The sequence below is a fragment of the Streptomyces sp. NBC_01320 genome (genome assembly GCF_035974375.1).
Taxonomy (GTDB): domain Bacteria; phylum Actinomycetota; class Actinomycetes; order Streptomycetales; family Streptomycetaceae; genus Streptomyces; species Streptomyces yanii.
Map to the genome: position 1 here is coordinate 9453419 of NZ_CP108390.1, position 15889 is coordinate 9469307.

The following is a 15889-nucleotide window of genomic DNA, read 5'->3' on the forward strand; positions in this document are numbered from 1 at the left end:
CAGAAGAAGGTGTATGAAGTGGCGAAACGTCGAAAGAACGGTCTCTACCAGGGGATCTCCGAGGAGCTGTCCGCCCTGATGCGGACGGGATGGGCGGACACCGAGCGGCACGGTCTGCAGCCCAGCGAGCAGGCGCCGTACGCGGCCCGCCGTCGTGTCGCGCTCTCCGAGCGCTTTCCCGGCGAACGCCTGGTGATCCCGTCGGGGAACCTCAAGACCCGCTCGAACGATGATACTTACCCGTTCCGGCCGTACTCGGGCTATGTGCACATGACCGGGGACCAGGCCCGTGACGGCGCTCTCGTGCTCGAACCCCGCGCGGACGGTGGCCACGACGCGTACTGCTACCAGCTGCCACGGGACAGCAGGGACAACGACGACTTCTGGACAGGCGCGACGGCAGAGCTGTGGATGGGCCGGCGCCGTTCCCTCACCGAGTCGGAGCGGGTGCTCGGACTGCCCTGCCGAGACGTTCGCACGGCCGCCCGCGACCTGGCCGCTGCCTCCGGCGCACCGACGCGGATCGTCCGTGGCCACGACCCGTCCCTTGAGGCTGCTGTCAGCACTGATGAGGAGCGTGACGCCGCGCTGGAGGAGGCGCTCAGCGATCTCCGCCTCGTGAAGGACGAGTGGGAGACAGCCGAGATCCGCAAGGCTGTGGACTCCACCGTGCGCGGATTCACCGACGTCATCGGGGAGCTTTCCCGGGCGATCGCGTCGTCCGAGCGGTGGATCGAGGGAACCTTCTTCCGCCGGGCACGTCTCGAGGGCAACGCCGTCGGCTACGGCTCGATCTGTGCCGCGGGCGAGCATGCCACGATCATGCACTGGACGGACAACGACGGGCCGGTGCGCCCGGGCGATCTGCTCCTGCTCGACGCGGGCGTGGAGACGCACTCCCTCTACACTGCCGACATCACCCGCACGCTTCCGATCAACGGGACCTTCACGCCACTGCAGCGCGAGATCTACGACGCGGTGTACGAGGCCCAGGAGGCCGGCATGGCGGCGGTCAAGCCGGGTGCCCGGTACCGCGACTTCCACGAGGCGTCGCAACGCTACCTGGCGGCGCGGCTGGTCGAGTGGGGCTTCATCGACGGCCCCGTCGACCGTGCGTACGAACTCGGCCTGCAGCGCCGCTTCACCATGGCCGGAACCGGCCACATGCTCGGTCTGGACGTCCATGACTGCGCGAGCGCCCGAAACGAGGAGTACGTCGACGGCGTGTTGGAGCCGGGCATGGTGCTCACCGTCGAGCCAGGCCTGTACTTCCAGGCGGACGATCTGACCGTGCCCGAGGAATGGCGCGGCATCGGCGTCCGGATCGAGGACGACCTGCTCGTCACCGACGGCGGCCACGAGAACCTGTCGGCCGGCCTGCCGCGCGCAGCGGACGAAGTCGAGGTGTGGATGGCCCGGTTCGCGGGCTGAGCGGGTCGTCGGCGTGGCGGTTCGCGCTTTTTGTGACTTGAGCCGCCCAGTCGAGTTCGAGGCCGGTCAGGTGCGGGAGCTCGTGCTCGGTCTCGTGTCGTGGCGCCCTGGTCCTGGCCGGGGCGCAGGAGCACTCCGGTGTCCACGCACCACAGAGAGCCACTCCCGCGCAGACCTCGGCCCCTGGCTCCGAACAGCAGGAGGGAACGCGCCCGGGCGAGGTCGTCCAGCAGCAGGCCGAGGGCGGCACAGGCACGGGGGCATGCCTCCGCTCACGAATGTCCCCACCAGCGACCGTCGTGTCCGGTTGAGCTTCCTGGGTGACTTCAGCTGCCAGGGGCAGGCGCAGTTGTCGCCCGCTGCCCGCCGCCGCACTTGCTACGGCTTCGGCGTGGGAGGCCACCGGTGGGTCGCCGAAGCCGTCATCGCCCTGCTGGACGAGTTCCGCCGCTTTCGCTTCGACCGGGAAATCCGGTCGGAGGGCGATCGGGACGTCCTCGTCGTCCTGGATGCCGGATACGACCCTCCGCGCATGACCCGTCCCACTGGAACGCCCTCCGCATGGTCAAGCAGACGCTCGGCCGGAACCACCCGGAGATCCCATCCCACAGGCGGCAGGTCGCTGGACGTGGCTGATCAGCACCGTGCACACCGAGCCGAGGTTTGCCGGACCGCTCAATGAAGACCTTCGCGAACCTGCAGATGAGCGACCGGTCGGTGGCGATTCGACCCGAGCCGCACTTGTACGGGTGTAGACAGGGCATCAGTCACGAGGGCGCCCGTCGGGCGCGCACGTCGCGAACGTCAGGAAGGGACTGTGCATGTTCCGGAAGGTACTTGTCGCGAACCGTGGTGAGATCGCCGTCCGCGCGTTCCGCGCCGCCTACGAACTGGGCGCCGGAACGGCGGCGGTTTTTCCGTACGAGGACCGTGGCTCGCTGCATCGTCTCAAGGCCGACGAGGCCTACGAGATCGGCCGGAGAGGGCACCCGGTGCGCGCCTACCTGTCGGTCGAGGAGATCGTGGGCGCGGCGCGCAGGGCCGGGGCGGACGCCGTGTACCCCGGGTACGGCTTCCTGTCAGAGAACCCGGATCTGGCCCGGGCCTGCGAGGACGCCGGGATCACGTTCATCGGTCCCGGTGTCGGGGTGCTGGAACTGACCGGCAACAAGGCGCGCGCGGTCGCGGCGGCCCGTGCGGCGGGTGTGCCGGTCCTGGGATCGTCGCAGCCGTCGACCGACGTGGACGAGCTGGTGGCGGCCGCGGAGGAGATCGGCTTCCCGTTGTTCGTCAAGGCGGTTGCCGGAGGCGGCGGCCGCGGAATGCGGCGAGTGGACGACCCCGCGCACCTGCGCGAAGCCATCGAGGCAGCGTCCCGCGAGGCCGAGTCAGCCTTCGGCGACGCCACGGTGTTCCTGGAGAAGGCCGTTGTCGACCCCCGCCACATCGAGGTGCAGATTCTCGCCGACGGACACGGCGACGTCATCCACCTGTTCGAGCGGGACTGCTCGGTACAGCGGCGCCATCAGAAGGTCGTCGAACTGGCACCGGCGCCCAACCTCGACCCCGCGATCCGGGACCGCATCTGCGCCGACGCGGTCGCCTTCGCGCACAGCATCGGCTACCGCAACGCCGGCACCGTCGAGTTCCTGCTCGACCGGGAAGGCAACCACGTCTTCATCGAGATGAACCCGCGCATCCAGGTCGAGCACACGGTGACCGAGGAGGTCACCGACGTCGACCTGGTCCAGGCGCAACTGCGCATCGCCGCGGGCGAGACCCTGGCCGACCTCGGTCTCGCGCAGGACAGGATCTCCCTGCGGGGTGCCGCACTGCAGTGCCGGATCACCAGCGAGGACCCGGCCAACGGGTTCCGGCCGGACACCGGCACCATCAGCGCGTACCGCTCGCCGGGCGGCTCCGGCATCCGGCTGGACGGCGGCACAGCCTTCGTCGGCTCGGAGATCAGCGCCCACTTCGACTCCATGCTGGTGAAGCTGACCTGCCGGGGCCGCGACTTCGCCACCGCGGTGCGACGCGCCCGGCGCGCGGTGGCCGAGTTCCGCATCCGCGGCGTGGCCACCAACATTCCGTTCCTGCAGGCGGTCCTCGACGACCCGGACTTCCAGGAGGGCCGGGTCACCACGTCGTTCATCGAGGAGCGCCCGCAGCTGCTGACCTCGCGCCACTCCGCCGACCGCGGCACCCGCCTGCTCACCTACCTCGCCGACGTCACGGTCAACAAGCCGCACGGCGAGCGCCCGCACCTGATCGACCCCACGACCAAACTGCCGGACTTCGCGAACGGCGTACCGCCCGCCGGGTCGAAGCAGCAGTTGACCGAGCTGGGGCCGGAGGGCTTCGCACGGTGGCTGCGGGCATCACCCGCGGTGGCCGTCACCGACACCACCTTCCGGGACGCCCACCAGTCCCTGCTGGCCACCCGGGTGCGGACGAAGGACCTGCTGGCCGTCGCCCCGGCCGTGGCCCGGACTCTGCCGCAGCTGCTGTCGCTGGAGTGCTGGGGCGGCGCCACCTACGACGTGGCCCTGCGCTTCCTGGCCGAGGACCCATGGGACCGCCTCGCCCGTCTGCGTGAGGCGGTGCCCAACATCTGCCTGCAGATGCTGCTGCGTGGCCGCAACACGGTCGGCTACACCCCATACCCCACGGAGGTCACCACCGCCTTCGTCGAGGAGGCCACCCGGACCGGCGTCGACATCTTCCGCATCTTCGACGCGCTCAACGACGTCGGCCGGATGCGGCCGGCGATCGACGCCGTACGCGAGACCGGAGCGGCCGTCGCCGAGGTGGCCCTGTGCTACACCTCGGACCTGTCCGACCCGGCCGAGAAGCTCTACACCCTCGACTACTACCTCCGGCTCGCCGAGCAGATCGTCGAGGCCGGCGCGCACGTCCTGGCGATCAAGGACATGGCGGGGCTGCTCCGGGCACCCGCCGCCGCGAAGCTGGTGGCCGCGCTGCGCAGGGAGTTCGAGCTACCCGTCCACCTCCACACCCACGACACGGCCGGCGGTCAGCTGGCCACCTACCTGGCCGCGATCAACGCGGGCGTCGACGCCGTGGACGGAGCGGTGGCCTCGATGGCGGGCACCACCTCGCAGCCCTCGCTGTTGGCGATCGTCGCGGCCACCGACCACTCCGAGCGGCCGACCGGACTGAGCCTGCGGGCGGTCGGCGACCTCGAACCGTACTGGGAGATCGTGCGCAGGATCTACGCGCCGTTCGAGGCCGGCCCGGCCTCGCCCACCGGGCGCGTGTACGACCACGGGATCCCCGGCGGTCAACTGTCCAACCTGCGTGTCCAAGCACGGGAGTTGGGCCTCGGCGACCGGTTCGAGGACATCGAGGCGATGTACGCCGCGGCCGACCGCATGCTCGGCCGCCTGGTCAAGGTCACACCGTCGTCCAAAGTGGTCGGCGACCTCGCGCTGCACCTCGTCGGCGCGGGCGTCCCACCCGAGCGGTTCGCCGCCGAGCCCGGCGCGTACGACGTTCCGGACTCCGTGATCGGGTTCCTGCGCGGCGAGTTGGGCGACCCGCCCGGCGGCTGGCCGGAGCCGTTCCGCAGCAAGGCCCTCAAGGGCCGCGCCGCCCCCAGGCCGGTCGCCGAACTGTCCGCCGAGGACCACGACGGACTCGAGAAGGACCGGCGGGCCACCCTCAACCGGCTGCTGTTCCCCGGGCCGGCGAAGGAGTTCGAGGCGCATCGCGACGCCTACGGCGACACCGGAGTCCTGCCGAGCAAGGACTTCTTCTACGGTCTGCGGCCGGGGGAGGAGCATGAGGTGGACCTCGAGCCCGGAGTGCGGCTGCTCATCGCACTGGAGGCGATCGGTGAAGCGGATGAGCGCGGCATGCGCACCGTGATGGCCACGCTCAACGGCCAGCTCCGGCCGATCCAGGTGCGCGACCGCTCGGTGGCCTCGGAACTGCCGGCCGCGGAGAAGGCCGACAAGTCCGACCCGAAACACGTTGCCGCGCCGTTCGCCGGGGTGGTGACGCTGTCGGTCGCAGCCGGAGACCGCGTCGAGGCAGGTGCGACCATCGCGACGATCGAGGCGATGAAGATGGAGGCCGCCATCACCGCTCCGGTCGCCGGAGCGGTCAACCGACTGGCCATCAACTCCGTTCAGCAGGTCGAGGCGGGCGACCTCTTGATCGTGATCACCTAGCCCCTCCGGGGGCGATCGCCCGGGCCCCGGGCCGTGCAGTCGCCCGGCCCGGGGCCGGAACTCCATGGCCCGGAGGTCCACCGGCCGGGAGGGTTCACCGTGCGTGCGACGATTCCGCGGTGAACCCTCCCGACCGTCTTTCCGACGCGGAGCGCGCCTTCATGATCAACGCGTTTGAGATCGACATCCTGCCCGGTGTACGAGGTGACCTGGACGAGCCACTGCTTTCCGCACCCGCCGCGGAGCCGGCAGCCGTCCTGCCGCCCCTCGTCGGCCGGGGCTGGATCGAGGTCTGCCGTGTCATTCCCTGGACCGCTCCCGACGGGAGGCACGGATTCCAGCCCGGCACGCCCATGGCGCGGGGGGAGCTGCCGAGGCTCCTGGCCGACGCCGACAACTGGGAGTACCCCGACAGCGGCGAGTGGATCGGCTGTCTGACGCTCGCCCTCACCGAGGAGGGACGTCAGATCCCCTGGTGAGCCGGGGACGGTCACTGCTCCCGCATGCCCCACGGAGAGCCGTACGCGCTGAGCAGGTCCAGGAAGGGGCGGGCGGGGAAGGCCTCAGGGCCGAGGACTCCCGAACCGGTCCACGCACCCGTGGCCAGGAGTTCGAGGGCGACGACCGGGTTGACGGCCGTCTGCCACACCACCGCCTGGGAGCCGTACTCGGCCATCGACCACTGGTTGTCGACCACGTGGTAGAGGTAGACCTCGCGCGGTGCGCCGTCCTTGGTACCGCGCACCCAGGTGCCCGCGCAGGTCTTGCCGTGCATGCGCTCGCCCAGCGTCGCCGGGTCGGGCAGACAGGCGGCCACGACGTCGCGGGGCGACACGCCCACCGGGCCCGCGGCGCTCGGCACGGTCACCGGGTCGGTGCGGTCCAGGCCCAGGAGGTGCAGCGTCCTGAGGGTCTGGATGAACTCCTCGCCCAGGCCGTACTTGAAAGTCACGCGCCGTGCGTCGATCCAGCGGGGGACGAGCAGCACCTCCTCGTGCTCCACGTTCACGCACTCGACCGGGCCGATGCCCTCGGGGAAGTCGAACACCTCCGGCTCGCTGAAGGGCGCGGTGGTGAACCAGCCGCGGTCCGCCTCGTAGACGACCGGCGGATTGAGGCACTCCTCGATGGTGGTCCAGATGCTGAAGGAGGGTGCGAAGTCGTAGCCGTCGACGGTGAGATTCGCGCCGTCGCGGATGCCGATCTCCTCGATCTCGTCGAAGAGTTCGTCGGCCGCGTACCGCGCGAAGACATCGGACAGCCCCGGCTCCACACCCATGCCGACGAGGGCCAGCGCGCCCGCCTTCTCCCAGTCGGCGGCCTGCGCGAACTGCGTGTCGCCGAGCATGACCCCGCACTCCTCGTACGGCCGTGCGGGGTGCGGGTGCGACAGAGACATCGCCATGTCGAGGTAGGTTGCGCCGGCCGCGAGCGCCGCCTGGAAGAGGGGCATCACGAACCGCGGGTCGGTGGCATTGAGCAGGACGTCGCACCCGTGCCGCATCAGCAGCGCGGTCACCGCCGCCTGATCGGACGCGTCGACGCGCTCGGCACGGAAGCGGCCCGCGGCGCCCGAGAGCGCAGCGACCGCCGCCTCGGCCCGGGTCAGGTCGTAGTCGGCCACGACCATCTCGTCGAAGAACGAGCGCCGGGCCGCGATCCGGGTGATCGCGGTGCCCACACCGCCGGCTCCCACAAGCAGAACACGCATGACACGGACTTCCTCTCTGTGGAGACAGGGCGTGCCCGCGCGGACCGAAGGTGCGGCGCCCCTGCCGGGAGATCCAACGCCGGGTGCTCGGATAAGGTCAATGGTGTTGGCATAAGCAGCGCGGCGAGGAGGCGGCAGTGGCGAAAGCTGTGGTGCCCGAGGAGAAACGGCGGCGGCGTCGTCCCACCAGGAGCGGCACCGTGCTGTCCGAGCAACTGATCGTCGAGACCGCCCTGCGGATGCTGCGTGAGCACGGCAGCGCGGGACTCAGCGCACGCCGTCTCGGCCTGGCCCTGGACGCCGATCCCAGCACCCTCTACCGGTACTTCCGCGGCATGGACGATCTGACCCTCGCCATCGGCGACGCCCTCATCGGGCAGGCCCTGCAAGGCTGGCGGCCCACGGGGGAGTGGCGGTCGGATCTGCGGGGCCTCGGGTTGCGCATCCACGCCGTGTATGTCGGTCATCCGCAGGCGGCACTGCTGACCGCGAACCGGGTCACCGGCCGGGCCCACGAGCTGGCGGCCGACGAGGCCATCCTCGACGTACTCCGCACGGCGGGGTTCCCGCTGCCGGACACGGTACGGATCTACCACGCCTTCATCGACCAGACCCTGGCCTTCGCCGCGCTCGACGCCGCCTCGCTGGCCCTGCCACGCGAAAGTCTCAGCGCCGACGAGGACATGTGGCGCTCGACGTACGCCCGCCTGCCGCGCACCACACACCCCCGGATCGCCGAGGCGGCGCACCTCCTGGCGACCCGCATGGTCGACAGCGCCTATCCGACGGCCTTGGAGATGCTGCTGGACAGTGCCGCAGCGCAGTGGGAGGCACTGCACTCCCGGGGATAAAAGGATCGTCCGGGGTCGTTGCGGGACGGACCCGTCGGTCGAGGCTGACCCCAAGGCCACTCCGAGGACGTGTTGCGGCCGAGCCCGACGTGGGTCGCACGGACGGCAGCGAATGTCCGCCCGGGCGACCACGCGGTGCGGGTCACGTGGGGTGCTTGATTTCGATGTGCTTCGCCTCCACCTTCTCCTCGCCGAGGCCCACGCTGACGGTCAGCATGCCGTCGATGTACTCGGCATGGACGTCGTTCTCGTCCGCGCTCTTGGGCAGGGTGACACTGCGGGTGAGGGATCCGTAGCGGATCTCGCTGCGATTCTTGTCCACCTCGCGCTCGGTGCGCTCTGCCCTGATGGTGAGATTGCCGTCCTCGACCGTGACGTCCAGATCCTTGACCTCGATGCCCGGGAGTTCCGCTCGAATGACGTACCGGCCGTCCTCGGTGAACTCCTCGATCCTCATGGTGTACAGATCGGCCATCGCCGGCATGGTGAATCGAGTGGGGAAGGCCTCGAACCAGTCCGGCAGATCCGGGAACGGGAACTTCTGCTTGCGTGCGAGTACAGCCATGCCCAGACCTCCTCGGTCCTGCGGTTACGACGTGTCCAGTCCACCGCGCCACGCTCCCGGGCGCAGGGGCCGAACAGTCCGCAACGGGGTCCGAAGGTCCCTGGAGCGCACCCTTTCCCTGGGGAACAGCTCTCTGAACGGGGGCCGCTCGGTCCTCCGCCTCGCCGTCCATGTGCGTACCGTGCAGGTATGAGCTGCGGCCGCAGCCCACGGCTGCTGCCCCGTGCACGCAGACAGGTGGAGGAAGCCATGACAGCTGCCAGTGAACCACTCCCGATCATGCTCGGCATCGACGCCGTGGAGCCGGCCGATGCGGCCCTGGCCTGGGCCGCCGACGAAGCCGCCCGCCGTGGGGTGCGCCTTCATCTGGTCCACGCCGTGTTGCCCGTGACCCATCACGTACGAGGCGTCGAGGAGACGGCACACCACAAGGCCTTGCGCCAGCTGGGCGACGAGGCACTCGACAAGGCGGCGGCTCGTTCCCATGAGCGGCAGCCGGGTGTTGAGGTGACGACCTTCATCACGGACGGCAATCCGGCCCAGGTCCTGGTTCGGAGGTCCGCTCACGCGCGGCTGGTGGTCCTCGGCTCGCGCCAGCTGGGCCGGCTGGGGGAGATGCTCAGTGCTGCCTCGACGACCGTTCCGGTCAGTGCGCACGCTGCCTGCCCGGTGGTCGTGGTGCCGGAAGCCGGGCGCACTGAGGAGGAGCCGCCGTACCTGGTGGTCGGGGTGGACGCGAGCCGGTCGGCCGATGCCGCGCTGGATCACGCCTTGGAGGCCGCTGCCTCGCAAGGCGCCTCCGTGCGTGCGGTGTGGGTGTGGCAGCGGCGGCTGCCAGGGCTTTTCGACGAGGACACTGCGCTCGAGGCGTGCCACAGGCAACTGCATGAAGCAACCGCGGCGCGGTCCAGTGCCTACCGAGATGTTCCCCTGAGTCACGCGGTGCTGCGGGGGCATCCCGTCGAGGCGTTGGCGGAGGCTTCGGAGCATGCGCTCGCTCTGGTCGTCGGCCGCCGTGGCCGGGAGGGTTTCACCGGTATGCGGCTGGGCTCAGTCCCGCACGGGCTGCTGCACAGGGCAGCCTGCCCCGTGATCACTGTGCCCCCGCCGGCCGACGAAGGGATCTGAGACCGGGAGACCGGACCGAACCGCATACCGTACGGCCGATTGCGCGAGCCTTTCGCCCAGCGACTGCGCACCAGGTGTCCGTGCTCCGGCTGTTCCGGAGCCGGCTCCACTGCGGCCGGCTCCTGCGCCAGCCGGGGGATCCGGCGACTACGCAGGGCACGTACCCGTGGACCACCTGCAGGGGGTGCGCCACTCGTCCCAGCAGTCTCGGGCTGCGTCGAACATCCCTGTCGTCCTGGTGGCGGCGTTCCCGTCCCGGTTTGCCGAGGGTATGACGCCGATCTCGCGGCGCTGAGCGAGGCGGCCCTCTGCGCTGCACAGGCTCCGGAAACCGTGGTCTGCCTCAGCATCGCGCCGGGCTTCGGCGCCGGAATCGTCCTGGGGACCACGGTGGAGGTCACCGTACGCGACGGCGTGGTGGACCTCGGTGGCCAGATGGTGGAAGCCGATGTCCCGCGGCTCCTTGCGCATCAAGGGCATCGGCGACATGACAGAAGTGATCGATCACGTGAGCCGTGTGTGAGGCAGCGCGGTCCAGAAGCGGTGCTCGCCCGGCCAGGCATGGGTGAAGGGTCTGGTTGTGTGGCGTGCCAGGCCCCGGCTGGCCGGCTGCCGAGGCCGCGATCGTCGCGGCGGACGGCAGACGCAGCGGTCTTCGCGATCCGGCTGAACGTGCCGGGCAGTTGGGGGTCGAGCGTGACGCGCGGGGCCGTCGCCGGTACGCGGCTGGTGCCGGGGCCCTACACGGTGACGGCCGCCGGTGATCCGTAGAGCCACCGACACACCGCCGGAAAAGCCCTGCCCTTCAGTGATGCGGACCCTCATGCTCGTGGAACTGAGCCGCGATGACCGCCGCTTGTGCGTGTCGTTCCCAACGGCGACCTGACGCCCATCGTCCCGGCACACGAAGAGAGCGCCACCGCACGGTGGGGCCCTCGCCGCTGTGAGTCGCAAACGCGTTCAAGGCCTGGCCAAAGAAGGGCCGGTGCGCAAGGATCACGCTCGCACCACGCCATCCCCCGCAATTAGACACACGACCGCACCACATCTCAGCACGGGAGGATGTACATGACTCGCCGCACACCCCGCGGCCTGATCGCCGCGGCCACCGCCACCGTGGCTCTGCTCGCTCCGGCCGGAGCGGCCTCGGCCTCGGGCGCCGTCCCTGCCCCGGCCGAACCACAGGCCCGGGTATTCATGGTCAACCCCGTCCAGTCCTCGGGCGACCAGTCGCTCTCCGACGCCAAGGACTCGGCCGACGCGGTCCCCGCGTCGAGCTATGCCTCCGCCGCGTTGCGCAATCTCGACGGCAGTGGCGGACTCTCCGGACGGTGGGCCTACATCAGGTCGGACACCGGCGCCTCCGCGAAGATCGCCGACGTCGGCACGTACACCCGGCACGACGACCAGTTCGAGCAGGTCATGGCCTATTTCTGGGTCAATGAGGCACAGGAGTACCTGCAGGGCCTCGGCTTTGGCAGCGAACTGCCCGGCGCCAACAACCGTGCGCAGCCCGTCCGTATCAACCAGTGGGGCGCGGACAACTCCTTCTTCACCGACAAGAAGGCCGAGATCCGCTTCGGTAAGGGCGGCGTGGACGATGCCGAGGACGCCGAGGTGATCGTTCACGAGTACGGGCACGCGGTGCACAACGCCCAGGTGCCCGGCTTCGGCACCTCCCCGGAGGCCGGCGCGATCGGTGAGGCCTTCGGCGACTACCTGGCAGTCGAGGTCGGCGCCCACGCGGACGCCCGGTACGGCTGGCCCCTGAAGGCCGACCTGGCGTGCGTCGCCGACTGGGACTCGGTCGCCTACAGCGCTGCCCCGCACTGCCTGCGCCGGATCGACGGGAACAAGGTGTACAGGGACCGGGTGGGCGAGGTGCACGCGGACGGTGAGATCTGGTCCCGCGCACTCCTGGACATCCGGGGGGCGCTCGGCGCCAGGGTCGCCGACCGCATCATCGTCAACGCTCAGTTCGGCTTCGCGCCCGACACCAGCTTCGAGGACGCCGCGTTGACGACGATTGCGACAGCGCAACGCATGTACGGCAAGAGCGCGGCGGACGCGGTCCGTGCCGCGTTCAAGGCCCGCGAGATCCCCGGCATCCAGTAGGAGGAGTCACGGCGGCTTCCCCCTCCCAGGGTGGCTCTCAGCGTGGTCTCGCGTCGGCCTTGAGTCCGTTGCGAGGCCACGCGCCGGCCTGATCGATCACCGAGCGCCGCTACGGCAGATGAGGCAAGTGCAGTTCGGCGCCCAGGAATTGCATCATGGGGGCAGCATTTCTGACGGGCCGTCTCTTGGCTCGGGGGGCGCCACGTAGACGGAGAGGCCTGTGTTCCCGCGCAGCGGTGGCAGGGATTCGGGCCGCCAGGCACGGGCGTAGGCCGGTGGCCTGTGCCCGGGAGCCACGATCACCGCGACAGGTGTGCGACGCGCTGCCGCGCGCAGACCGTCGGCTGTGATACTCCCGTCGTGGCCGCCGATCTGTCGCGACGCGCAGCGGGCGTAGTAGCCGATCGGTACCGCGTCGAAACCGGTGACCGTGCACGGTGGGCGTACTCCCAGAAGGTGTAGCTGGTCGGCGATCGCCGTGTACTCCTGCCGCGCCACGCGGCTGCGGGCGACGGCATGGCCGAGTACCCAGTACTGGACGGCGAAGTGTCCGGCCGGGGCGAGCGTGAGCAACACGCCGACCGACGGCCGCCATCCGGGGCGGGTGGAGGTGAACAGAGCGCGCAGGCACTCGGCGACAGGCAGCGCCAGCAGAGCGTAGGCAGGAACAGGAAACGGGGGGCAGCGTAGTCGATCATGAACAGGTAGGGCGTCGCCATGGACGCCGCGACGAGGGTCACGAGGACGGCGGCAGGGCGGCGCGCGCGGGCGGCGATGATGCCGCCCGCCGTGAGCAGTGGCAGTGCGAACCACCATGCCGCGGTGACCGGGTCCTTCCAGGGCACCTCGCACGGACGGCACAGAGTCCGCTCGTCGAGGGCTCGAACCTGATCGTCGACGGCGAGGTGTCGGCCCAGGCCGCCCTGAATCTCGCCGGCGCGGTGCAACCGGGCGACAACGCCGCCGTAGTGCAGATGGGCTTCGACGATCCACGGTGCGCAGCCGAGGAGAAGGGCGGCCACGAGCACGGCCGGCACGGCCGGGCGTCGCCGGCCCGGGACCGCCAGGGCTGCCACGGCCAGAGGCAGGACCAGGTAGCAGGCGTCCGGGGGCCGCATGAGGGCGACCAGGGCCACACCGGCACCAAGGCCGACGAGCGCCTTTCCGTCGGTCGTTTCCCTGACGGCTCGTAGAAAGCAGCCCACGGCGGCCAACGACCCCAAAGCGCACCACAGGTTGGGCATCGCCTGCGGGCCGTAGTACAGGGTGATCCACAGCCCGGCGAACATCGCGCCCGCCCCGGCGAGAACCGCGGGCGGCAGGAGAGGACGCCAGACCCGCAGGGCGAGGAAGAGCCCGCATCCGGAGCACAGCGCCAGATACACGTGCAGCGCGGCCATCGAGGACGTCAGCGCGGCCACGGGCGCGACCAGATACGAAATCCCCCGAGCCCGGGGCGCACTGAAGAACGCGGCCGGGACGTCCCGGCTGACCTGGCTGACGTAGACGGTCTCGTCCCAGCCGAGTCCCGAGCCGGGCACCACCAGCACCAACTGCACGAAAACAAAAGCAGCGGCGACGGCCGCGAGCCAGGGAAACGGGCGGCCGTACGCGTGGCCGACACCGGCGAGCCGCGTCTGCGCCACTCGCGGGCCGACGGCCAGTCGGTCGGGCATGGATCAGCCCTCCACGGCACCGGGCAGCGGGCCGGGCTCTGGGCGCAACTCTGCGACTTCCGGGCGCAACCGACCAACTTCGATCCGCCATGTGGAGTACACGTCCTGCGGCACAGCACCCTCGCCGTGCCCGCCCATGCCTTCCTCGCCGTCCGGGCCACCGGCACCGACAAGGAGGCCGTAGACACGCTTTCGCCGGCCTCATCCCGCGCACCGTGGCGGAAATCGGCGCCTTCTGGCGACTCTCCGGCCGGCGCCGGGACCGCCTCGCGACCCCCTCACCCACGCATTGATCCGGCCCGCCCGGAGACGACACCACGAAGCCACCGCACGCCGCAGCCACTACCGAAGACGCGGGTCAGGAGACGAAACACTCCTTCAGATTGCCGTCGCGCCCTGGTGCGAGGTGGAGGTCCGCATGTCGACCGACTACCCGGCGTCGACCTGTGTGCGTCGCCGTCAATTCATCAGCAAAACCCCGCACTTGAGTCGTTGCGGTGTGTGCCGCACGGCTGCCTTCACACATTCATCACCTTTTCTTCGTCTCCCCACCATGAATTGTGTATGCTCCAGGCGCTCCATCCGCACCACTGGGGGGAATTCCTCATGCGCATACGCCATGTCATAGCCACCGTCGCCGCTGCCGGAACCATCACGGTCATTGCCGCCCCGGCACAGGCAGCCGAGTACTCGTCGGCGCTGAAGATCAAGGGTGTCCAGTACGACGCGCCGGGCCCGGACTCCAACAGGTGCTCCACCGGGAACACCAAGGACGAGTACCTGACGATCAAGAACTACTCGTCGACGGCGACCGTCAATCTCAGGGGCTACGTCGTCAAGGACGCCGCCGGCAACCGCTTCACCTTCTCGGCGAGCCACTACCTCCAGCCCGGCGACTACGTGAAGCTGCGGGGAGGTCACGGCACCGACTCCGACGCCAAGAACGTCGTCTACCGCCAGAACTGCAACTTCATCTGGAACAACGACAAGGACACCATCTACCTGTACAAGCCGTCGGGCAGCCGGGCCGACGTCCACGCCTACACCAAGACCGGCTCCGACCCCGACCGCAACGGCTACATCAACTACCACGGCTGACGCACCATCACTGCGTACCGAAGGGAACGGCGGCAGAGGACGGGTGCTCTGCCGCCGGGTCGCCCGCGGGACCCCCCGCTGTCATCCGGCGCTCCTGTCAGTGGCCGGCGGCGCTCTCCTCGCGACAGGGGTCCGGAACGTGGCAGACCCTGGCCGGGGACGGCGCAGGCATCGTGGCGACCGCGGTCGCGGTGACCCCGCCGCGGGCTACCAGTGCGCGGGACGGGTGAGGGCGGCAGGCAGCTTGGTGGCCGAGTCGCCCTTGGCCGCGTTGAGCTGGGCCTGGGTGAGGAAGATGCTCCCGGTGAGGTCGGCCCCGCTCAGGTCGGCGCCGCGCAAGTCCGCCCCGATCAGGTCGGCCATGCGCAGGTCGGCCTTCTTGAGGTCGGCCCCGATGAGGCAGGCCCCGCGGAGACTGGCCCCCCGCAGCCGGGCGCCGCTCAGCCTGGCCCCGATCAGCTGGGCACCCCGGTGGTTCTTCCTGCGGCCGGGCACCTCGGCCCGCACCAGGTCACTGGTCCGCAGCAGCAGAGCGTTCACATCGTCGCGCAGCGCCGCCACGTCGAGGTCCATGAGCGATGCAGCGTCCCCCCGGGTGAGGCCGTCGACGCGCCTCAGCGCACGGCGCAGATCCGGGTGGACGGGGCGGGCCGGCGCGAGATCGAGGGCCTCGGTGACGTACCAGAGCAGTTCGTGGAGCTGCCGCATGACCGGCAGGGCCTCGAACATCGGGCGGGCGCTCTCCGGCGCCTGCCGCCAGTCCGTTCCACCGAAGGTGACCTGTGAGACCTTCTGGCCCGCACCGAAGCAGTCGAACACGGTGCAGCCCTGGAAGCCCTTCTCCCGAAGACGTGTGTGGATGCCGCAACGGAAGTCCACCTGAAGGTTCGCGCATGGCTGCCCGGCGTCCTTGTCCACCGCGAAGTCTGCGGAACGGGCGAAGGGCAGCGCGACACAGCACAACCCGAAGCAGTTCGCGCAGTCGGCCTGCAGATCGTTGCGGCCGCTGCCGTCGGACGGGGCCGCGTGCTTCTGGGGCAACTGCGTGCTCTCCTGTGGCGAGACGAGCACGGCGGTCCGCCGCGCTCCGAGGTGGGCGTCCATTGTCGCAGACGGCG

At 70.1% G+C, this 15889-nt stretch carries 12 protein-coding genes; 8 read left to right on the forward strand and 4 right to left on the reverse strand.

Annotated elements, in window-relative coordinates:
• The first annotated feature begins 18 nt into the window (after positions 1–18).
• The 3 genes from OG395_RS43070 (at position 19) to OG395_RS43080 (ending at position 6106) form a co-directional block, all read left to right on the forward strand.
• The gene (locus OG395_RS43070; RefSeq protein ID WP_327249638.1) at positions 19–1431 is read left to right on the forward strand and encodes an aminopeptidase P family protein; all 1413 of its coding nucleotides are present in this window, start codon (positions 19–21) and stop codon (positions 1429–1431) included.
• 821 nt (positions 1432–2252) lie between these two features.
• Positions 2253–5627 (forward strand): pyruvate carboxylase, encoded by a 3375-nt coding sequence (locus OG395_RS43075; protein ID WP_327247760.1) that lies wholly within the window; start codon positions 2253–2255, stop codon positions 5625–5627.
• Between the two features lie 119 nt (positions 5628–5746).
• Complete coding sequence (locus tag OG395_RS43080) at positions 5747–6106, forward strand: hypothetical protein (RefSeq protein WP_327247761.1); 360 nt, start codon at positions 5747–5749, stop codon at positions 6104–6106.
• An 11-nt stretch (positions 6107–6117) separates the two neighbouring features.
• Here OG395_RS43080 and OG395_RS43085 read toward each other — a convergent pair whose 3' ends face one another.
• A complete protein-coding gene (locus OG395_RS43085) occupies positions 6118–7338 on the reverse strand; it encodes a saccharopine dehydrogenase family protein (RefSeq protein ID WP_327247762.1) in 1221 nt (406 codons plus the stop codon).
• 137 nt (positions 7339–7475) lie between these two features.
• On the opposite strand from OG395_RS43085, the gene OG395_RS43090 reads away from it, so the two are divergent.
• On the forward strand, positions 7476–8189 hold the full coding sequence (locus OG395_RS43090) for a TetR/AcrR family transcriptional regulator (RefSeq protein WP_327247763.1): 714 nt from the start codon (positions 7476–7478) through the stop codon (positions 8187–8189).
• A gap of 142 nt (positions 8190–8331) precedes the next feature.
• On the opposite strand, the gene OG395_RS43095 is transcribed toward OG395_RS43090, so the two are convergent.
• Positions 8332–8754: an Hsp20/alpha crystallin family protein gene (locus OG395_RS43095; RefSeq protein WP_327247764.1), complete on the reverse strand. Its 423-nt coding sequence runs from the start codon at positions 8752–8754 to the stop codon at positions 8332–8334.
• Positions 8755–9003: 249 nt separating this feature from the next.
• Here OG395_RS43095 and OG395_RS43100 point away from each other — a divergent pair, with 249 nt between their 5' ends.
• From OG395_RS43100 to OG395_RS43110, 3 genes are all read left to right on the forward strand, one after another.
• Positions 9004–9882, forward strand: a complete 879-nt coding sequence (locus OG395_RS43100; RefSeq protein WP_327247765.1) for a universal stress protein — start codon at positions 9004–9006, stop codon at positions 9880–9882.
• Between the two features lie 39 nt (positions 9883–9921).
• Positions 9922–10653, forward strand: a complete 732-nt coding sequence (locus OG395_RS58560) for an ROK family protein (RefSeq protein ID WP_442818657.1) — start codon at positions 9922–9924, stop codon at positions 10651–10653.
• A gap of 297 nt (positions 10654–10950) precedes the next feature.
• Positions 10951–11997, forward strand: coding sequence for a M4 family metallopeptidase (locus OG395_RS43110; protein ID WP_327247767.1), 1047 nt, complete (start codon positions 10951–10953; stop codon positions 11995–11997).
• 299 nt (positions 11998–12296) lie between these two features.
• On the opposite strand, the gene OG395_RS43115 is transcribed toward OG395_RS43110, so the two are convergent.
• Complete coding sequence (locus tag OG395_RS43115; protein ID WP_327247768.1) at positions 12297–13673, reverse strand: hypothetical protein; 1377 nt, start codon at positions 13671–13673, stop codon at positions 12297–12299.
• Between the two features lie 606 nt (positions 13674–14279).
• Between OG395_RS43115 and OG395_RS43120 the strand changes: the two genes are divergently transcribed.
• Positions 14280–14771 (forward strand): lamin tail domain-containing protein, encoded by a 492-nt coding sequence (locus tag OG395_RS43120; RefSeq protein ID WP_327247769.1) that lies wholly within the window; start codon positions 14280–14282, stop codon positions 14769–14771.
• 207 nt (positions 14772–14978) lie between these two features.
• Here the strand turns inward: OG395_RS43120 and OG395_RS43125 are convergent, their stop codons facing one another.
• Positions 14979–15812 carry a pentapeptide repeat-containing protein gene (locus OG395_RS43125; protein WP_327247770.1) on the reverse strand — a complete coding sequence of 278 codons (834 nt, stop codon included), beginning with the start codon at positions 15810–15812 and terminating at the stop codon, positions 14979–14981.
• Positions 15813–15889: the final 77 nt, after the last annotated feature.